Below are 19,986 nucleotides of genomic sequence, written 5' to 3' on the forward strand. Positions count from 1 at the left end.
TCGGGCCGACAAGCAGACACCCTCCCGGAAAGGACCCCTGATGCAGACCCTGACGCTCAACAACGGCGTCCGTATGCCGGCCCTCGGCCTGGGCGTCTTCCAGACGCCTTCCGACGAGACCCGCGCCGCCGTCACTGCAGCGATCGAGCTCGGCTACCGACACATCGACACGGCTGCGGCATACGGCAACGAGCGCGAGGTCGGCGACGCTATCCGCGACTCCGGCATCCCGCGGGACGAGATCTTCGTCGAGACCAAGGTCTGGATCAGCGACTACGGGCGCGACGAGACCCTGCACGCCTTCGACAAGAGTGCCCGCAAGCTGGGCGTCGACCAGGTCGACCTCCTCATCCTCCACCAGGCGTTGCCGAGCAACTTCGACAAGACCCTCGCGGCCTATGGCGCGCTGGAGACGCTCCTGGCCGACGGCTTGGTCCGCGCCATCGGCGTCAGCAACTTCATGGTCGACCACATCCGCGCGCTGCTCGAGGTCGCGTCGGTCGTCCCGGCGGTCAACCAGCTCGAGATCCACCCGTACTTCCAGCAGCGGGAGGTCCAGGACGTAGACGCCGAGCACGGCATCCTCAACCAAGCGTGGTCACCCATCGGCGGCATCACCTTCTATCGCGACAGCGGCCACACCAGCGCGCTCGAAGACCCCGTCATCGGCAGAGTCGCCGAGGCCCACGGCAAGTCGCCCGCTCAGGTCATGCTTCGCTGGGGCCTCCAGCACGGCCGATCCGTCATACCCAAGTCCACCAAGCCCGCGCGGATCGCCGAGAACATCGACGTCTTCGACTTCATGCTCACCGAGGACGAGCTCGCCGCCATCGACGGCCTCGACACCGGCAGGCGTGGTGGCCCAGAGCCCGAGGACATCAGCCTGGCCAAGCACGGGCTGCCGATCCCCGAGGCCTGAGCCCCGGCGGCATGATGACCTCGAGGTCCCCGGTGTTGGAGTCGTCGCCATGGGCGCCGTTGCGGCAGCGAACTTTCGCGGTGCTGTGGGTCGGGGTGCTGATCTCCGGCATGGGGACCTGGATGCAGACCGTGGGTGCGCAGTGGCTGCTGGTCGACGCCCCGGGTGCGGCGGCGGTGGTGGCGCTGGTGCAGGCGGCGAACACGTTGCCGGTGATGCTGCTGGCGTTGCCGGCAGGGGTGCTGGCGGACTCCTTCGACAAGCGATGGCTGCTGTTCGGCGTGCAGGTGTACTTCCTGGTGGCGGGGGTCGCGCTGTTGGCGCTGACGCTCATCGGGCGGATGCCGCCGTCGCTGCTGCTGGCGTTCACGTTCCTGCTCGGGGCTGGTGCGGCGGTGCAGCTGCCTGCCTGGCAGGCCAGCACCCCGGAGCTGGTCCCGCGTCCACAGATCCGGTCGGCGGCGCGGCTGGAGATGGTCGGCGTCAACGTGTCCCGGGCCGCCGGCCCGGCGCTCGCCGGCATGGTGCTCGCGAGATTCGGCGTGCCGACGGTGTTCGCGTTGAATGCGCTGTCGGTGATCCCGCTGGCGGTCGCGCTGCTGTTCTGGCGCCGCGTCCCCACCGAGACCACGTCGACTCGGGAACGGTTCTGGCCGGCGCTGCGGGCCGGTGGCCGGTACGCGTGGCATGACCTGGCTGCACGCCGGATCCTGGTCCGGCTGTCCCTGTTCCTGTTGCCGGCGTCGGGACTGTGGGCGCTACTTCCGCTGATCGCCTCGCGACAGCTGGGCGTCGGGCCGGGCGGGTACGGGGTGATGTTCGCCGCCCTGGGGATCGGGGCGATCGCGGGTGCGCTGGTGCTGGGCCGGGTCCGGCTGGTCCTGTCGACCAACGCCACACTGACCGTGGCAGGGGTGCTGATGTCTGCAGCTCTGCTGGCGACCGTGAGGACTTCGAGCTTCGGCCTGACGCTGGTGATCCTGGTTGCCGCGGGCCTGTCCTGGACGACGACGATCTCGACGCTGGTGGGGGAGCTGCAGCTGTTCCTGCCGCGCTGGGTGATGGCGCGCGGTATGGCGATCTGGACGATGGTCTTCACCGGATGCCAGGCGGTCGGCGCCCTGATCTGGGGCGTCGTCGCCGCGCGCGTCGGGCTGGTCGCGTCGTTCACGGTCTCGGCTCTGCTGGCCTTGGTGGCCGTTGGCATCGGTCTGGTCCGGCGCGTGCCCGATGCGGGCGCCGACGACCTGGACCCGGTCGCCTACTGGGGCGAGGCCCGCGTCGCCCTGCCGCCGGACCCGGCGACCGGGCCGGTGCAGGTCGCGGTGAGCTACACGATCGCGCTCGAGCGGGAGCAGCAGTGGCTGGCCGCGATGCAGCAGCTGCGACGATCCCGGCTGCGCACGGGTGCGATCCGGTGGGAGCTGTCCCGCGACGCTGAGCACCGTGACCGGTTCGTGGAGCAGTTCTGGGTTGCGACCTGGGAGGAGCACCTGCGCCAGCACGAGGGCAGGCTGACCGGTGCCGACCAGGCGGTCGAGCAGGCCGCGCTCGGCTTCTCCGACCCGCCGGCGACGGCCATCCACCTCCTGCCCCCGTGACGCCCATCGACCCGTCGAGTGAGCACTCCGTCCCACGCGCCCCAGCCGGATGCCGCCCCCAGACCCGTCGAGTGGGCGCCCCGTCACACGCGTCACCGTTGCCCTGTGACTGTTGCCTGTGACGGGTGGGACTGAGCGCCCACTCGACGGAAGGGTCGGCCGGGCTGGGTGGTGAGCGGGGCGGGACGGTCGAGTGAGCACTCCGTCCCACGCGCCCCAGCCGGATGCCGCCCCCAGACCCGTCGAGTGGGCGCCCCGTCACACGCGTCACCGTTGCCCTGTGACTGTTGCCTGTGACGGGTGGGACTGAGCGCCTACTCGACGGAAGGGTCGGCCGGGCTGGGTGGTGAGCGGGGCGGGACGGTCGTCCGGGAACTGTGACGGGTGGGAACGAGCGCCCACTCGACGGCGGCCATGACCAACCGGGACGCGCCGCCGCCATCGCTTTAGGTGGGCGGCTCAGACCACCTCGACGGTGACGCCGGCCGCCCGCAGGTCCGCCACGGCGGCGGGATCGGCGGACTCGTCGGTGACGAGGACGTCGATCCGGCTGGCCGGGCAGATCCGCGCGAACGCGCGGTCACCCAGCTTGGCACCTGTGGCGACGACCATCACGCGTTCGGCGCGCCGGACCATGAGCGAGTTGATGCCGGCCTCGCCCTCGTGCCGGCAGGTGGCGCCGGCCTGGGCCGAGACGGCGTCGACGCCGATCACCGCGGTATCGAGCCACAGCTCGCCGAGGACCATCGAGGCCAGCGGGCCGGTGAGCTCGTAGGACTCCGGCCGTGCGACCCCACCCAGCGACACGCAGCGCACGAACGGTCGCAGCACCATCTCGGTGGCGATGTTGAGGGCATTGGTGACGACAGTGATCGCAGGGTGCGTGGACGACTCTGCGAGGTCGGACCGCGCTGCCAAGCGGCGCGCCACCGCGCTCGTCGTCGTCCCGCCGTTGAGCCCGACGACCGTGCCCTCCAGGAGGATGTCGGCGGCATAGGTCGCGACGCGCTCCTTGGCGCTGTCGCTGCCGGCCTGCTTGTACCGAGCGGGGAGATCGTAGGCGACAGCCGTCGCGACGATGCCGCCGTGGGTGCGGGTGGCCAGCTGCTGTGCGGCCAGGTCGCCGAAGTCGCGGCGGACGGTGGCCTCGGAGGCGCCGAGCGACTCCGCGGCCTCGGCGACGCTGAGCCGTCCGCGCTCGGCGAGCAGTCCGAGCAGGGTGCTCCAGCGCGAGCCGCGGTCGGCGGCCCTGGACCGTTGTGCGGTCATGACCGCTCCCGGACGGAGTTGAGGGCGCGGCGGCCATGGTCGATGGCTTTGGTGATCGGAATCAAGCGCCTTTCCCCTCTATCCATCAATGTGTGGCGCGCAACGCGCTCGCGATGAGTGGTTGTGCCTGCTGGCGTGCCTGTCGCCAAGACCTTGACTGATTGATTTCGATCGGGAGGGGTTCGAATCAGTCGAATCTAATCACATTTGTCGCTGAATGTGAACGCGGCGCGCGTGTCGTCGTCCCTCCACGTGGTCTCGGGCATGACCCGCATGGGCATGCCTCGCGCGCGTCCGTCGCCGCGGCACCACCGACGCCGGATGGGAGGCGGCCCGCCTCCGCACTCGGCCGGGCTCGTCTACTTCAGCGTGCCCTGGGAGAGTGAACCCTGGAGCTGTCGCTGCGAGAAGATGTAGACCGCCAGGACGGGGACGATGGTGATGACCACGGCCGCGAAGAGCTGGCCGAAGTCCACGGCATACCCCGCCTGCGAAGCGAACCGCGCCATGCCCTGGGACAGCACGTAGTTGTCCTCGTTGGTGTTGAGGGCGATCGGGAGCAAGAACTGGTTCCACAGCCCGAGGAAGTTGAAGATGGCGATCGCCACGATCCCCGGCCGCGCCATGGGGACCATGACCTGGGCGAACGTGCGCCACTCCCCGGCGCCGTCGAGCTCGGCGGCCTCGGCGATCTCCTGTGGGAGGGCCCGGAAGAAGGGATAGAGAAAGAACACGGTGAACGGGAACGCGAACGCGACGTACGTGGCCACGAGTCCTGGCAGCGTGTTCAGCAGCCCGGCGTTCTTCAGCACGAAGAACAGCGGCACGATCGCGAGGAAGATCGGGAAGGTCAGACCGGCGAGGATGAAGTAGTAGACGACGCCGCTGCCGGGGAACGGGTACCGGGCGAGGGAGTATGCCGCAGCGGAGCCCAGGACCATGACGATGACCAGTGCCGAGGTCACGACGATGACCGAGTTGAGCATGTACCGGCCGATGTGCGAGTCGGTCCAGGCGCCGATGTAGTTGTCGAAGCTCCAGTGCTGGGGCAGCGCGAGCGGTGACTTGAAGATCTCGCCGGTGGTCTTCCACGACGACAGGAACACCCACACCAAGGGCAGGATCACGATGATCGACCACATCGTGAGGACGATGTGCGACACGGCGGTGACGGCTCGCTCGCCCCTCGGCGCCGGGCTGGGCACCTGCTCCTTCGGTGCCGTGGCCGTCGTGGCGGTGCGGGGCGGGTTGGCGACGCCCATCAGCGGTCCTTCCCCTTGGTCAGGCGGTTGACGAGGAATACGACGGCGGCGAACAGCAGCGTCAGGACCGCGAGGACCACACCCATGGCGCTGGCGAGGCCGAACTGCCCCTTCTTGAACGCGGTGTTGAACAGGTCCTGAGTCATCGTCAGGGTGGAGTTCTGCGGGCCTCCGCTGGCGTTGAGGGCGGCCATGTAGACGAACGCGTCGAGCGCGAGGATTCCGAGATAGATGTAGGCCGTCTGGATCGTCTCGCGCACCATCGGCAGGGTGACCATCATGGTCATCCGGATCCGGCCCGCGCCGTCGACCCGGGCCGCGTCGTAGAGCTCGGCCGGGATGCCCTTGATGGCCGCGATGAACAGGACCATGTAGAACCCGACGAAGCCCCAGATGATGACGAACATCGACACCGGCATCGCGGTGCTGACCTCACCCAGCCAGGCGAACGACGTGAACTGGCTCAGCCCCAGACTCGTGAGGAGTCCGTTGACCAGCCCGCTGGACGGGTCGAACATCTGCGACCAGATCAGGCCGATGACGATCGCCGGGATGGTGTACGGGAAGAAGGAGACGATCCGGTAGAAGGAGGAGTGGCCCAGGCCCCGGACTGCGCCGGTGCTCGACCCGCCCACGGTGACCAGCGTGGCCAACGCCAGCGCCAGCGTGATGCACACGAACGGTACGACGATCGCGAGCAGGAGGTTGTTGCGGACGGCCTGCAGGAAGGTGTCGTCATTGAGCAGGGCCGTGTAGTTGGAGATGCCGACGAAGTCGAACGTGTCAGAGAACCCGCTCCAGTTGGTGAGCGAGTAGATGAACGCCTGCGCGAACGGCCAGAGGACGAACACCGTATAGAACAGGAACGGGAGGCCGAGGGTCAGCAGAACGAAGGCCCGGCGCGACGCCGGCATACGTCGGCGACGCCGTTTTGACACCGTCGGTGTGCCGGTCTGTGGAATGACTGCGGTCATGGGCGCTGTCCCCTTTGCTGCTGCGGGTCGGCTGGTGCCACTAGCACGGCTGCCGGCCCACCCGGCACCGGCAGGTGGTGGACAAGAGTGTGCCCGGCCCGGCTGTGTGGCACCGGGCCGGGCACCGGGTCACTTGACCTCGACCTTCTTGACCGAGGAGTCGTTCGCGACCTTGTCGGTGATCTTCTGCAGCTCGCTGGTGAGCGCCGCTGCGTCGATCTGCCCTGAGAGGAACGCGTTCCACGGGACCAGCTGGTCCTGGTTCATGCCGTAGACATCGACGAAGTTCCACGTGAACACGTCGGTGCCGGCGTCCGCGAGCATCTTGCCCTGGGACTGCAGCGCCGTGGAGCCGAACCCGTCGGCCGGGACCGTGTCCTTGACGATCGTCGGGGCGAGCTTGGTCTTGGCGAAGTTGGTGGCCGACTCCTTGGACAGCATCGCCCGCAGGAGCTCCTTGCCACCGGCGACGTTCTTGGCCTTGCTCGGGACGACGAACGGCTCGCCGGCCGCCGAGTGCAGGGCCGTGTAGGGCAGCTTCGAGCCCGACGTGAGCGTCAGCTCGGGCGCGCCGGTCATCTTGAAGCCGTCCTTGGTCTGCTTCTTCATCTCGTTCTCGATCCACGAGCCCGAGGGGTACAGAAGGGCGGCCTGGTCGTTGCTCCACTGGGCCTGGGCGGCGGTGAACTGGGTGCCGGCGCCGCCGGGCTTCATGTAGCCGTTCTTGACGATCGTCTCGAGCGCCTTGAACACGCCCTGGACGGCCGGCAGGCTCCAGGCGTTCGGCTTGAGGTTCTCCAGTGCGAGCCGCACCTCGTCGCCGCCCTCCTTGATGGCCGAGGCGATGGCGAGCGTCTGGTAGTAGGTCGCGGCCTCCTTGCCCCAGAGCATGAGGTACTTGCCCTTGGCCTTGGCCTTGGCGCCGAGGGCGATCGCCTCGTCCCACGTCTTCGGCACGGTCCAGCCGTTCTCCTCGAAGAGGGCGGCGGAGTACCAGATGGCGTAGACGGTCTGGACGTAGTTGATGGCCGCGAGCTTGCCGTTGATGGTGCCGGGCGCCTCGACGCCCGGGTAGAGGGTGTCCTTGATGGTCGTGCCCTCGAGGTTCTTGGCCTCGAACACGTCCTTGAGGTCCTCGAGCTGGTCGACGATCGTGTTGAGGCCGATCGCGTTCGCGCCAGAGTTGTCGATGAGGTCCGGCGGGTTGCCGCCGACGAACCGCGGCTGGAGCTCCTGCGCGATCTGCGTCGAGGGCTTCACCGTCACCTTGCTGCCAGGCTGCGCCTTCTCAAGCACCGCTGCGGCGAAGGTGACGTAGTCGAAGCCGTAGCCACCGTTGAAGATGACCGCCTCGACCGTGCTGTTGGCTGCCATGCCGAACGGGTTCTTGTCGCTCTTTGCGGCGCCCGCGGCGCTCGTGTTGGTCGACGAGCCGCCGCCACTGGTCGCGCATCCTGCGAGGGACAGCGCGGGCAACACCACACCGCCCGCCAACGCCACCCGCAGGATTGTGCGCCGATCAACCTGGTGGTTGTTCCGAGGATCCATCCGCTCCCTACTTCCTGGGTCGCGCGAGGCCCGGTGCCCCGCCCGTGCTTGGCGACACGCTGGGTGCCGTGATCACCACATGGTGGAGTCAGTGATTGATTGTGTCAAGGATCTTGACCAAAGCAATCAGTAACAATCAGACTCCATTCGTGACCGCGCCCCGATCCGCCCCCTATGCGCATCGCAGGGCCCTGGTCCTGACCGGCTCCCTGCCCGGCCCGGCGAGCCCTCTGCCGGCACTCACGCCGGTGCGCGGGCCGATCACCACGCGGGTGAGCGACGAGGCCCCCTCGGACATGATGGAGCGCGTCCGACGCGGGCGCATCTCGTCACCTCTCCCGTACGGCGTCCGAAGCGACTACGACCGCGCGGACCACGAGGTGGAGCTCCAGGCCATCGAGCTCGGCAACGGCTGCATTCGCGCTCTGGTGCTGCCCTCGCTCGGTGGCCGGGTCTGGTCCCTGGTGGACGAGGCGAGTGGTCGCGAGCTGGTCCACCAGAACCCACGCCTGCGCTGGGCGAACTTCGGCCTCACCGACGCGTGGTTCGCCGGAGGCATCGAGTGGAACCTCGGCTCGACCGGCCACAGCACCACCTCCAACCTGCCCATGCACGCTGCCATCCTGGACACGCCTCTCGGCCCGGTGGTGCGCCTCTGGGAGTGGGAGCGGACACGCGACCTCGTCCTGCAGGTCGACCTGTGGCTCACCGGCTCCCGCCTGATGGCATCCACCCGCGTGCTCAACCCGGACCCCGAACCCAAGCCCCTCTACTACTGGACCAACATCGCCGTGCCGGAGACGCCGGGAACCCGGGTCCTCGTGCCCGCCGACAGCGCCTGGCGCACGGACTACGCGGGCGTGCTCGAGCGGGTGAACGTGCCGTTTCCCGACGGCCCGGTCGACGTCAGCGTGCCCAGCGCCAGCCGGTATGCCGCCGACTACTTCTACGAGGTCGGTGACCAGGAGGGCCGGCTGGTCACCGCCGTGGAACCCGACGGTCGTGGGATCGCCCAGACGTCCACAGCGGCCCTTCGCGGTCGAAAGCTGTTCCTGTGGGGGCATGGACCCGGTGGCCAGCACTGGCAGGACTGGCTTGGCATCAAGGGGACCCGCTACCTAGAGATCCAGGCGGGTGTCTGCCCGACCCAGCTCGAGCACGACCTGCTCGACGGGTTCGCCAGCAGGACGTGGACGGAGGCGTTCGCGCCGCTGGAGCTCGACCCTTCCGTCGTGGCGGCGGACTACGGCGCTGCGGCGGGTGCCGCACGTGACGCCGTCCATGCGATGACTCCGCCCAGCTGGCTTGCGATGCAGCACGACCGGTGGCTCAGAGACGTGGCTGACCTCGCTCCCGGCGAGGCAGTCCACACCGGCTCGGGCTGGGGCCGGGCCGAGCTGGCCCTTCGTGGCGCACCACAGCTGCCGGGCACGCCCTTCCCGGAGGTCGGGGACGAGAGCCTGCCCCTGCTCCGGCTCGTCGAGTCGGACGACCTCACGGCCCTCGACCACATCGACCCGACGCGACCGACCCTGCCCGTGGTCTCTGACCGCTGGGTGGCGCGGCTGTCGGAAGCCGTGGACCGAAAGGATGGCTGGTGGGCCCAGTATGTGCTCGGCACCGCACGCCACCTGCGGGGTGACCTGGACGGCGCGCACACGGCATACCGTCGTAGTGCCGGGCTGCAGCCCACCGCGGTGTCGCTGCGCGGTCAGGCGCTGCTCGCCGGGGACGCGACGGCGCGAGACGAGCTCTACCAGCGCGCGTCCTCCCTCGCTCCGGACGACCGTCGCCTCGCGGTCGAGCGTCTCGTGGCCCTGCGCGACGCGGGGCGCCCGGACGACGTCGTGGCCGTGGTGGCCGCCCTCCCGGAGGCGGTGCGCGACCACGGGCGCACTCGGATGCTTCTGGCCGAGGCGCTGGCCGCGCTCGGGCAGGACGCAGCGGCGCTCGAGATCCTGGATGCGCTCGAGGTGCCGGACCTCGCCGAGGGCGACCGGACCCTGTCCGAGGTCTGGCAGCGGCTGCGCCCCGGGGACCCTGTACCGCGGCACCTGGACTTCCGGATGTCGCCCGGGGCAAGCCCTGACCAGAGTCTGACGTAGCACGACGATAGGAGAAGCGAATGTGGGCCGAAGCCCCCGATGACGTCGCGGCATACGCCGCGGAGGTTGGCACGCGACTGGACACCATCACCCGGCTCGCCTCCGAAGGTGGGCTGGACCCCGCCATCACCATCCTCGCCGAGTGCATCGAGCGCGGCGGAGTGATCCACGCCTTCGGCACCGGCCACTCCGAGGCGTTTGCGATGGAGATCGCAGGTCGGGCCGGCGGACTCATCCCCACGAACAAGGTCGCCCTCCGCGACACCGTCCTCTACGGGCAGCACACGCTCGCCGAGCTGGACGGCCGCCCCCCGCTGGAACGGGACCCTCAGATCGCCGAGGACCTGTTCGCCACGGTGAACCGGCACCCCGAGGACGTCTTCGTGATCGCGTCCAACTCCGGTGTCAACGGCTCGGTCGTCGGCCTGGCCCTGCTGGCGCGCCAGCATGGTCACCGCGTGATCGCGGTGACCAGCCTCGAGCACACTGCGCGGGTGTCGCCGAAGCACCCCAGTGGGCAGCGACTGGCCGATGTCGCTGACGTCGTCATCGACAACCTGGCGCCCTACGGCGACGCCACCCTCGTCACCGACCTCGATGCCCCCGTCGGGGCGGTCTCGTCGATCACCGCGGCGTACATCGCGCAGCTGCTGACCATCGGCGTCGCCAGGACGCTCTCGCAGTCGGGAGGACAGGCACCGCTCTATCTGTCCGCAAACATCCCCGGCGGCGACGAGCACAACACCGTCCTCGAAGGACGCTACGAGGGCCGGATCCGGCGTACCGCCTGACCTGGAGAATGGCTGAGTGAGGGAAACCGGAGTGCTGCTGGCCATCGACGCGGGCGGCTCGCACACGCGTGCGGTCGTGGTCTCCGCCGATGCCGAGTGCCTGGGTTACGGCGCCTCCACGAGCGGCAACGCCACGGCGGTCGGCGCCGACAATGCCCTGGCAGCGCTGGCCGAGGCCGCCTCGGCTGCACTGGCCTCGGCCTCGCTCGGACCGGACGACGTGCGCGGGCTGGTGCTGGCGGCCGCGGGCGAGGAGCACCTGCTCCAGCGGCGGGCCGTGGCGCAGGCGCTCGGAGTGCCGGAGGCCGAGTTCACGAGAGCATCCGACATCCTCGCGATGTACCACTCATCAGCCGTCGAGCCAGCGGGAGTCGCCCTCGTCGCAGGCACGGGGGCCATCGCTGCCCGCTTCCAGGACCTGGTCACCCAGCGCATCGTCGACGGGACGGGGTGGCTGCTCGGCGACTCTGGGTCAGGCTTCTGGATCGGTCGCAAGGTCGCGCGCGCGGTCGCGGCCGACCTCGACCGGGCCGGCGAACCGACTGACCTGACGCGTCTGGTGATCGAAGAGCTCGGCCTGGGACTGGCGGAGGCAGACCGGTCGGCGCTGCTTCGGGCCCTGGTCAGCTGGGCCTACAACGGCCAACCGGTGCGGCTCGCCCGGCTGGCGCCGCTGGCGTTCCGCGCCGAGGCCACCGATGCGACCGCGGCGGCGATCACGGCGCAGGCGGAGGAAGCACTGGCCAGGACACTGCGCCTGGTGCGTGACGGACACCACGAGCTGCCCGTGGTCCTCGGGGGAAGCGTCGTCGTCAAGGGGCTCCTCGACCCCAGCCGATCGTCGGGCGGTGCGCTGACGACGGAGCTCCAGGGCGCCGACGTCCGCACCGCCCACGACGGCGTGGCCGGTGCGGCGATCGTCGGGCTGCTCCGCGGCCGAGCCGTCGTCGACAGCGACACGCTGGCTCGCCTCACACGGTCCATCGACCAGTTGAGGGGTCGAGCATAGGACCAGCGCTGGATCGCCGACCGGCGGAGCGCGCGGTCATGACGGTGGGTCCGTCGGTCCGCTGACTGCGTGGGCCGGCCGGTGCTTCTTGGTCAGGTCCAGCGCGCGGTCGAGCACGGCGCGAGACCGCCTGGTGCTGAGGATCGAGCAGTTGCTCTCCTCGCTGAGGATCGAGCAGTTGCTCGTGTCGCTGAGGATGGAGCAGTTGCTCCGGGCCCCGAGCATGGACATCACGGAGGCCCAAGAGCTGATCGATCCGACCGAGAACACCGACCCGATCGATCCCACGGAGGCGATGGAGCCGATGCTGCCCACGGACAGGATGGATCCCGTGGAACAGATGGAGAGGAAGGACCCCTGGGAACGCCACGAGAGCACGTCATCATCCCTTCCGCTGGACTGGGACCGCGGGTGTCATGCGGCGCGGGCGAGCCGAGTGACGGCCACGGGCGGCGTGCACGTGCATGTCACGACACCGTGTGGGCGGCCGCAAGGATGAGCTCCGTGGTCGCGGCCGGCCGAGACTGCATGGCCACGTGGGAGGAGCTGACCTGAGTGATCGTCGCTCCCGCGCGGGTTGCCATGTAGGACTGCGTCGCCGGTGGAATGGTCCTGTCGCGGGTCGCGAGAAGGTACCAGGACGGGATCGTGTGCCACGCCGCCGGTCCGGCCGGCTCCGAGAAGGCGGCCGCGGCAAGAGGTCGCTGCGTCGCCCACATCAGCCTCGTCGTCTGCTGGGGCAGGTCGGCGGCGAACGCCTCCCGGAAGACGGACTCCTTGAGGTAGAGGTCGACGGCCGTCCCGCCGCCGGCGGTCGGGTAGGGCCGCACCGTGAGCGCGTCCTCCGTCACCAGGCTGCCGGGGTTCAGCTGCGTGAGGAGGCCGACGGGCTCGCCTTCGTCGGGCATGAATGCCGCGACGTACACGAGTGCTTTGACGTTCGTTGCGCCCGCGGCGGCACCACTGATGACGGCGCCGCCGTACGAGTGACCGACCAGGACGACCGGTCCGTCGATCGTGTCGAGGATGCTGCGCACGTAGGCGACGTCGGACGTGAGCCCCCGCAGCGGGTTCGACACGGCCATGACCGGATAGCCCTTGTCGCCGAGCGCCCGGATCTCGGCGTTCCAGCCGGAGGAGTCGGCCCAGGCGCCGTGCACGAGCACGATCGTGGGCTTCGTTGCGTGGGGCCGAGCTGCCGACTGCGCGGTGGTTGACGAGGTGGTCGTCGCAGACGCCGGCGGCCGCGCGGCGATGAGCAGGGTCGCGGCGAGGGCGACGACGAGGACGAGCCATCCCAGGCGGGACAGGGGTCGTCGGAACGAGTGGGGCATGGCTGGGCTCCTGATGTGAGTTGTCCTGCGGGAGTGGAAGCAGGCGGTGGCGGGTTGGAACGGATCAGCCGCTGACGGCCAGGACGGCCTTCGTGATGAGCTCCGCGGCGACCGCCGGCTGGGAGAGCATCAGCAGGTGGGACGCCTCGACCTCGAGCGTGGCCACGTTCGCTCGCTTGTAGGCGAAGCGCTGGACGTCAGGGTTGATGGTGTGGTCGGCGGTCGCGACGATGCCCCAGGCGGGCTTGGTGTGCCACGCTGCCGCGGTGGCCTTCTCCTCGAAGGCTGCTGCCGAGAGTGGGCGCTGGGAGACTGCCAGGGACCGTGCGGTCAACGGGTCCACGTCCGCCGCGAAGACGGCTGGGAACTGCTCCAGCGCTACCGTGAGGTCAACACCTCCCGGGACCGGTGTCGGCACCAGTGCGCCGGCCAGGTCGGAGTCGGCGAAGCGGCCGGCCAGCTCGCCAAGACTCTCGCCGGCGTCGGGGACGAACCCCGCGAGGTAGACGAGGCTGGTCACGTTGTCCGCCATGCCGGCCACCGTGGCCACCGCGCAGCCGTAGGAGTGACCGACGAGGACCACCGGTCCCGGGATGGTGGCCAGGACGGCGGCGACGTAGGCAGCGTCTCCGTTGAGCGAGCGGTTCGGGACGGCCGGCGCGAGCACCGAGATGTGGTCCTCGAGCAACCGAGGGATGACCTCACCGAAGCTGGACGCGTCGGCGAAAGCGCCGTGGACGAGGACGACGGTGGGCGATGGGGGTGCTGGCAGTGTCATGAGGACCTCTCGTCGTGACGTCTCTGGTCGGAAGGGATTTCCAGTCCATCAGCGGCCACTGAACAACTTGTGGATCGTCAGGAGGGCGGCGTTCAGTCGCCCGGTGGCCCAGGTTCCGGCGCTGTCCGACAAGAACCTGTCGACGTTCGGCGGTCGGTCCGGCACGCTAGGACCGACGCCCCACCGCCGGGCGTCACCAGACCTGAAGCCGACCGGGTCCTTTGGGGGGCACGATGTCTGACGCTGTTTCGTCACCCTCACTCGCGTTCCAGATCCTCGGCCCGTTGCGGGTGTGGCGTGACGGCTGCGAGCTCGACCCCAGGCCGCGGCAGCAGGCCTACCTGTTGGCGATGCTGCTGTTGCGCTCCGGTCGACCCGTCAGCACCTCGGAGCTCATCGACCTCGTCTGGGACGAGGACATGCCGACCTCGGCGCTGAACATCGTGCACAAGTACGTCGGCACCTTGCGCCGCATCCTGGAACCAGACCTACCGGCTCGAGCAGCAGGCTCCTACCTCCACCGCCGCGGCAGCGGGTACCAGTTCACCGTCGGCGATGCTGCCCTCGACCTGGCCGAGTTCCGCGCGCTGCTCGCCGACGCGCGCGTCCTGATGTCCGGGCACCGGATCGACGAAGCGGTCACGGCATACGAAGCGGCTCTGGGCACATGGCGCGGGCCGGCTGGCGACGGTCTCGTGCTGAGCACGGCCGCAGTCCCGCTCGTCGCTTCCGTCAACGAGGAGCTGCTCGACGCGTGCGTGGAGGCGGCGCATGCGGCCGTGCCACACGGTCATGCCAAGCGGATCCTCCAACCCCTTCGCCTGGCCGCGTGGATCGCGCCGTACGACGAGACCGTGCAAGCCACCCTGATCACCACGCTGGCTGCCGCGGGACATCAGGCGGAGGCGTTGTCGGTCTTCGAGTCGGTCCGGACCCGGCTCGTCGAGGAGCTCGGCATCGACCCCGGCCCGGTGCTTCGGGAGGCCCAGGCCCACGTCCTGCAGCAGGCTGGGCCCGCCCCGCTGATCACCCCGGTGCGTCAGCCGGTCCCGGGCATCCACGACGGTCTGGTGGGACGGCGGGAGGAGCTCGCCCTGGTCCGACATGCACTCGACTCGGCGGCATTCTCTCGACCTCAGATCCTGGTCGTGGACGGACCGCCAGGGGTGGGGAAGAGCCGTCTGATCGCCCAGGTGACCGAGGAGGCGGCGACCCGCGGTGCACAGACCGTCTGGGGTCGTTGCCAGGACGGCGAAGGTACGCCGTCGATGTGGCCATGGGTCCAGATCATCGAGACACTGCTCGGGTTGCTGCCCGAGGGCCGACGTGCCTCATGGCGGACACCCGAGCTGGATGCTCTGCTCGAGCTGCCCGCGGGACGCGACACCTCGCCGGTGCAGCTGGACGCCGGCGCGAGGTTCCGGCTGTACGAGCGCGTGACGGCGTTGGTCGCCGAGGCCGCGAACCGACCCCCTCTGGTCATCGTGGTGGACGACCTGCACTGGGCGGACTCGGCCTCGCTGCAGCTGTTCGGGCACCTCGCCCAGTCAGTGCCGGCTGGTTGCGTACTGATCGGGAGCATGCGAAGCCACGCGCCCTCGCCGAGCCAGGCCCTGCAGCACCTGCTGGCGGTCGTTGCCCGTCAGGAACATCACCGTCGAGTCGTGCTGGGCCCCCTCGAACCCAGCGATGTCGCCGAGCTCGTCCGACGCGAGACCGGCCAGACACCAGCCCCGGATGTCGCCCGGAGCATCCAGGCCCGGACCGAGGGCAACCCGCTCTTCGTGAGGGAGCTTGCGCGCTTCCTGGGCGACGAGGGCGCACTGTCGGACCCCACGGCTGCTTTGGCGGCTGTCCCATCCACCGTGCGCGACATCGTGCTCGACCGGACGAGGAGGTTGGACAACGACGACCGGTGTCTCATCGAGCTCGCGGCGTTGATGGGCCGTGAGATCGACGTACGGCTGCTGGCAAGCGCCGCGGCTGTCGATGCCACCCACTGCCTCACCAGTCTGGAAGCGCTGGACTCGGCGGGACTGGTCGAGCCGCCGTCAGATCCAGCAGGGCCATGGCGGTTCGTCCACGACCTGGTGCGCGAGGCCGTCGAGCGCTCAGTCCTGCGGACCGAGGCGAGCCTCATGCACCTGCGCATTGCCGACGCCCTCCAGGACAGCGCACCGGTGCCGGCGGACCGCTTCGCGGAGGCGCTCGCCCACCACCTCTGCGGCGCTGGCCCACTGGCCGAACCGGCGCGTGTGGCACAGGCGCTGGTCGCGGCGGGACGCATCGCAGCGCGGCGATCGGCGTACGACACAGCCGAGAGGGACTTGACGTCCGCAGCCGAGATCGCAGGGAGAGCAGGACTACCGGAGCTCGAGCTCGCCGCGCTGACCGAGCTGACGGCGGTGGCGGGCATCCATGCGGGTTTCGTCGGCAGCGCGACGGGACACCTCGACCGGGGGGCGGAGGTAGCCCGCTCCCTCGGCCGCGACCGCGAGGCGGCTGGGTTCGTCTTTTCCCGGTTCCTCGGCCACGCGCAGGGGATCCAGGTCGAGGCCGCTGGGCAGCTCGCGCGTCGGATGCTCGATGACGGCCTTCGCTCGACGGATCCCGTTGTCCAGGCGACCGGGCATCATGCGTGGGGCGTGTACCAGTGGAGTGCGGGCAACATCGGCGAGGCGTACCGCAACCTCAGCCGGTCCGACGAGATCATGCAGGCGGCTCCGGAGAGCGAACCTCTACGACACCGGTTACAGATGGTGACACCGGTGATGCTCGCTCTCAACACCGCCTTGCATGGCGACCTGGACGGGTCTCGTGCCCTTTTCGATGCGGTGGAGGTCGACGCCCATGACAACCCCTATGCGATCAGCATCTGGGGGTCGTTCAGTGTCACCGCGGCGGCCGCCGCCGGGGACCCGGCCTGGGCAGCCCGAGCGGCCGACACGGCGATCGCGGTGGATCCAGAGTTCTCCTTCTCCTTCTCAGGCAGCTACCCGCGCCTGGCCCGTCAGTGGGCCCTCGCCATGTCCGGCGACGACGCAGGTGCAGCAGCAGCAGAGGCGGAACGGATCATCGCGGCGACCCTGGTCGATCCGCCCAGATCCAACCTGGCAATCTGGTACGCGCTGCTCGCGGAGATGCAGCTGGCCGCCGGCGACCCCAGGGCTGCAACGAGCTCGCTCGACAAGGCAGAGACCTTCATCGCCGCGTACGGCGAACGGTACGCCGAGGCTCTGGTCCTGCTGATCCGCGCCAAGACACTGCACGGCTTGGGCGCCGCCGAGCCGGAGGTGCTCGCGGCTGCCCGTCGGGCCTCCGACCTCGCTCGGAACCGCGAGGCACATCTCTTCGCCGCCCGGGCCGCCGACTTCCTTGAAGAGATCAGCTAGGGCAAGAGGAGAACCATGCGCCAGATCGTTTGCTCCACCTAGGTCACTCTCGACGGAGCGGAACACCCCCAGTCGAGTGGGCGCTCCGTCACATCGGCCCCACCGTATGCCGCTCCTACACGATCCAGCCGCGGCAGCACCTGGTAGCCGACTCGCCCAGAACTTCGGTATTCGCTCACCCGCGGCTGGATTCTGTAGGGCGGCAACGTCCGAGGACCACGCCCGGTCGAGTGGGCGCTCCGTCACGTCGGCCCCACCGTATGCCGCTGGGTTGCTAGCGGCTGATCGGCCCCAGGGGATCAGGGAACCCGCGCAGCGGCATACCCAGGTCGTCCCGAGACACGCGGAAGGCCACGAACCCCGCCGCACGGCAGGGTTCGTGGCCTCCGTCGGTCGTCAGCCGACGGCTTCGAGCGTGTGGTCGGGTCCGGAGTGCTCGCCGGTGAGCTGGTCGACGCGTTCGGGAAGCTTCTTGACCTCGAAGGCCGCCACGATCTCCAGCAGGCCGTACAGCATCGCGGTGAACCCGACCGCGAACACCAGAGCCAGCAGCGTCACCTCCGGGCGGCTCAGCAGGTAGAAGGCCACGAGCACCTCGATGATGCCGGCGACCAGGACCAGGCCCCAGTACGGCATCACCGCCCGGCCCAGGACCGCCCCGATGATCGCCATCGTGCCGCGGAACACCAGCAGCCACCCGATCGAGAACGCGACCACCAGCAGCGCCGGGCCCGGCCACACGAACACCCCGACCCCGACGAAGACCTCGATCACGCCCAGCACGATGGACCAGGTCCGGACCGAGNCGACGATGCCGGTCACCAGCAGCACCCACCACGCCCGGCTCATCGCCGCGACCTGGGCCCGGCTGAGCCGGCGCACCGCGTCAACGGGGCTGGTGACCATCATCAGCGGTTCACCCCCTGGCCCGACTGGCCGGACTGGGTGGCGTGGCCGGGCTGGCCGGGCTGGGTGGCGGCGAGCTCGTCGTACTCCTGCCGGGCCAGGGCCGCATCGAGCACGGCATACTCGGCCTCCTGCACGGCCGCGTCCACGTAGTCCAGCAGGTACGAGGCGTACTCCTCGGCCTCCTCGGCATCGCGCTGGGCCGCCGACAGGTCGTGCCGGGCCCTCTGCTGATCCACCCGTTCACGCATCCGGGTGACGTGCCGGTCCCAGGACCGACCCACCTCGGTCCACCACGCCGAGACCTCCGCGGCGTCCGCCTCCGCGGACTTGCGAAGGGCCTCGGCGCTGGCTCGGGAGACCTCACGGGCCGCCTTGACGTCCCCCTCCAGCTCGGCGTGTGCCTTGCTGCGCGCGGCAGACGCGCGCCGCTCAAGCTCCTGGGTGCGGGCCGACAGCCGGCTCAGCTGCTCTGACAGTGACATCTCGTTCCCCTCTCAACGTGGTGTGGGTCTGATCGATCGGTCGTGGGCTGCCCCGCCCTGCTGGTCCAGCAGGACGAGGCCGCTCCATACTTTCGGCCGTCCGGAACGCCCGACAATGTCCGCGCGGCCAGCGATCAGCTGGACTCGATGTCCGCGCGAACACCTTGTGGCGCAGGGCGATCCGAAGGTCGCTCAGATGCCCGGTGCCCTTGGACGCTCCACGGCGCGCACCCGGGCGTACGCTGCTCGCACCGACGAACGGACCCGCGATGAAACGCTCCGAGCAGCCCCAGCTCGCCGCGCTGGCCGAGTCCATGCTCGACGACCTGGACGAGCTGGTCGACGGCGCGACCACCGTCATCTCTCGCGAAGTCGACTTCTACCGGGCGACCCAGGTCCTCGACGTGGCCGACCTCCGGGAGAGCGTGCGCCTGAACATGACGCTCGCGCTGACGCCCTTCGTCACGGGCGCCCCTTCGGCCGATCCTGCCGCCGGCCGGGCGATCTGGAGGTCGAGGGCGCGCGAAGGCGTGCCCCTTCCGGCGCTGATGGACACCATCCGGATCGGGTCACGCTTCCTGTGGCAGGAGCTCGTGGGGCGTGCCGCTCAGGGCAAGCGGGTGCCCGAGAGCGAGCTGCTCACGGCAGCATCCGAGCTCTGGGACACCCAGGAGATCTTCACGACCGCCATGGTCGAGAGCTACCGGGAGGCTCGAACCGCCCACGTCCTCGAACACGAGCATGAGCGCTCCGCGCTCGTCGAGGCCCTGCTGACCGGCCGGATCGCCGAGCAGGAGACCCTTTGGGAGGTCGCCGACGTGCTTGGGATCGGCGCGTCGGGGCCGTATGCCGTTGTCGCTTGCGATCTCCCGTCGGTCGGTCGCCCGGCGCTCGCGGGCATCGAAGCGGCACTGCGGGCGGTCGGGCTCTCCTCGGCTTGGCGGCTGATGCCCGACCTGCAGGTCGGATTGGTGCGCCTCGACCGCGCCGAACACGAGCCCAGGCTGGTTGGCCTGCTCGACGAGCGGGCCGTCACCAGGGTGGGCATATCCCCTGTGTTCACCGACCTGCGCCGTACCTCGGATGCGCTGCGGCTGGCTCGGCTGGCGATGGCGGCGAGCCTGCCGAGACGACTCGTCACGCCGTTCGAGGCAGACGCCTTGGGCGTGACCACGATCGCCTCGCCCGACATCAACCTGCGGGTGGCCCGAACCGTGCTGGGCGGGCTCGACGACGTTGCGGACAGCGACCGCAGGGTCCTGCTGGACACCTTCGACACCTGGCTGGACTGCGACGGCTCCGCCAGCCGGGCAGCCCAGCGGCTCTACGTCCATCCGAACACAGTTCGGCAGAGGCTGCGGCGGCTCGAAGCGCACACCGGACGATCGCTGAGCCGGCCACGGGACGTCCTCGAGCTCTGCCTAGCTCTCGAGACCGAGCGCCGACTCGGCGGCGATACGGCTGGAAGTCCGGGCGGGTCGCCATGACCGGGCCCGAGAGTCACGCCTGATCAGCAGGGAAGTCCTACACGATCCAGCCGCGGCAGTACCTGGTAGCCGACTCGCCCAGAGCTCCGATGTCGCTCACCCGCGGCTGGATTCTGTAGGGCGGCA

Annotated in this window: 16 protein-coding genes; 7 read left to right on the forward strand and 9 right to left on the reverse strand. The window is 69.6% G+C overall.

Features of this window, described 5'->3' with window-relative positions; genetic code table 11:
- Positions 1–40: 40 nt before the first annotated feature.
- Positions 41–919, forward strand: coding sequence for an aldo/keto reductase (locus ACYVLP_RS15410; RefSeq protein WP_460628221.1), 879 nt, complete (start codon positions 41–43; stop codon positions 917–919).
- Positions 920–930: 11 nt separating this feature from the next.
- Entirely contained in the window at positions 931–2,520 is a 1,590-nt protein-coding gene (locus ACYVLP_RS15415; protein WP_460628222.1) for an MFS transporter, read from the forward strand.
- Between the two features lie 459 nt (positions 2,521–2,979).
- On the opposite strand, the gene ACYVLP_RS15420 is transcribed toward ACYVLP_RS15415, so the two are convergent.
- The 4 genes from ACYVLP_RS15420 to ngcE form a co-directional block, all read right to left on the reverse strand.
- Positions 2,980–3,789 (reverse strand): DeoR/GlpR family DNA-binding transcription regulator, encoded by an 810-nt coding sequence (locus ACYVLP_RS15420; RefSeq protein ID WP_460628223.1) that lies wholly within the window; start codon positions 3,787–3,789, stop codon positions 2,980–2,982.
- Positions 3,790–4,148: 359 nt separating this feature from the next.
- Entirely contained in the window at positions 4,149–5,051 is a 903-nt protein-coding gene (locus tag ACYVLP_RS15425) for a carbohydrate ABC transporter permease (RefSeq protein ID WP_460628224.1), read from the reverse strand.
- Positions 5,051–6,025: a carbohydrate ABC transporter permease gene (locus tag ACYVLP_RS15430; RefSeq protein ID WP_460628225.1), complete on the reverse strand. Its 975-nt coding sequence runs from the start codon at positions 6,023–6,025 to the stop codon at positions 5,051–5,053. The genes ACYVLP_RS15425 and ACYVLP_RS15430 overlap by 1 nt, the downstream gene beginning before the upstream one ends.
- Positions 6,026–6,154: 129 nt before the next feature.
- Positions 6,155–7,573 carry an N-acetylglucosamine/diacetylchitobiose ABC transporter substrate-binding protein gene (gene ngcE / locus ACYVLP_RS15435; RefSeq protein WP_460628226.1) on the reverse strand — a complete coding sequence of 473 codons (1,419 nt, stop codon included), beginning with the start codon at positions 7,571–7,573 and terminating at the stop codon, positions 6,155–6,157.
- 149 nt (positions 7,574–7,722) lie between these two features.
- Between ngcE and ACYVLP_RS15440 the strand changes: the two genes are divergently transcribed.
- Genes ACYVLP_RS15440 through ACYVLP_RS15450 form a run of 3 tightly spaced genes read left to right on the forward strand, consistent with a single transcriptional unit; the run spans position 7,723 to position 11,478 of the window.
- The gene (locus ACYVLP_RS15440) at positions 7,723–9,678 is read left to right on the forward strand and encodes a DUF5107 domain-containing protein (RefSeq protein ID WP_460628227.1); all 1,956 of its coding nucleotides are present in this window, start codon (positions 7,723–7,725) and stop codon (positions 9,676–9,678) included.
- Positions 9,679–9,698: 20 nt separating this feature from the next.
- Positions 9,699–10,469: a sugar isomerase domain-containing protein gene (locus ACYVLP_RS15445; protein WP_460628228.1), complete on the forward strand. Its 771-nt coding sequence runs from the start codon at positions 9,699–9,701 to the stop codon at positions 10,467–10,469.
- Between the two features lie 16 nt (positions 10,470–10,485).
- Positions 10,486–11,478: a BadF/BadG/BcrA/BcrD ATPase family protein gene (locus ACYVLP_RS15450; protein ID WP_460628229.1), complete on the forward strand. Its 993-nt coding sequence runs from the start codon at positions 10,486–10,488 to the stop codon at positions 11,476–11,478.
- A gap of 36 nt (positions 11,479–11,514) precedes the next feature.
- Here ACYVLP_RS15450 and ACYVLP_RS15455 read toward each other — a convergent pair whose 3' ends face one another.
- The 3 genes from ACYVLP_RS15455 to ACYVLP_RS15465 all read right to left on the reverse strand — a co-directional run bounded on the left by ACYVLP_RS15455 (position 11,515) and on the right by ACYVLP_RS15465 (position 13,590).
- The gene (locus ACYVLP_RS15455) at positions 11,515–11,856 is read right to left on the reverse strand and encodes a hypothetical protein (protein WP_460628230.1); all 342 of its coding nucleotides are present in this window, start codon (positions 11,854–11,856) and stop codon (positions 11,515–11,517) included.
- Between the two features lie 89 nt (positions 11,857–11,945).
- Complete coding sequence (locus tag ACYVLP_RS15460; protein WP_460628231.1) at positions 11,946–12,812, reverse strand: alpha/beta hydrolase; 867 nt, start codon at positions 12,810–12,812, stop codon at positions 11,946–11,948.
- A gap of 64 nt (positions 12,813–12,876) precedes the next feature.
- Positions 12,877–13,590 (reverse strand): alpha/beta fold hydrolase, encoded by a 714-nt coding sequence (locus ACYVLP_RS15465; protein ID WP_460628232.1) that lies wholly within the window; start codon positions 13,588–13,590, stop codon positions 12,877–12,879.
- Between the two features lie 233 nt (positions 13,591–13,823).
- Between ACYVLP_RS15465 and ACYVLP_RS15470 the strand changes: the two genes are divergently transcribed.
- Positions 13,824–16,982 (forward strand): ATP-binding protein, encoded by a 3,159-nt coding sequence (locus ACYVLP_RS15470; RefSeq protein ID WP_460628233.1) that lies wholly within the window; start codon positions 13,824–13,826, stop codon positions 16,980–16,982.
- A 396-nt stretch (positions 16,983–17,378) separates the two neighbouring features.
- On the opposite strand, the gene ACYVLP_RS15475 is transcribed toward ACYVLP_RS15470, so the two are convergent.
- Both ACYVLP_RS15475 and ACYVLP_RS15480 read right to left on the reverse strand, forming a co-directional pair.
- A complete protein-coding gene (locus ACYVLP_RS15475) occupies positions 17,379–17,891 on the reverse strand; it encodes an HdeD family acid-resistance protein (protein ID WP_460628234.1) in 513 nt (170 codons plus the stop codon).
- Positions 17,891–18,373: a hypothetical protein gene (locus ACYVLP_RS15480; RefSeq protein WP_460628235.1), complete on the reverse strand. Its 483-nt coding sequence runs from the start codon at positions 18,371–18,373 to the stop codon at positions 17,891–17,893. Before ACYVLP_RS15480 ends, ACYVLP_RS15475 begins: the two co-directional genes overlap by 1 nt.
- Positions 18,374–18,642: 269 nt before the next feature.
- Here ACYVLP_RS15480 and ACYVLP_RS15485 point away from each other — a divergent pair, with 269 nt between their 5' ends.
- A complete protein-coding gene (locus ACYVLP_RS15485; RefSeq protein WP_460628236.1) occupies positions 18,643–19,860 on the forward strand; it encodes a PucR family transcriptional regulator in 1,218 nt (405 codons plus the stop codon).
- Positions 19,861–19,986: the final 126 nt, after the last annotated feature.

Source organism: Intrasporangium mesophilum (assembly GCF_054783095.1).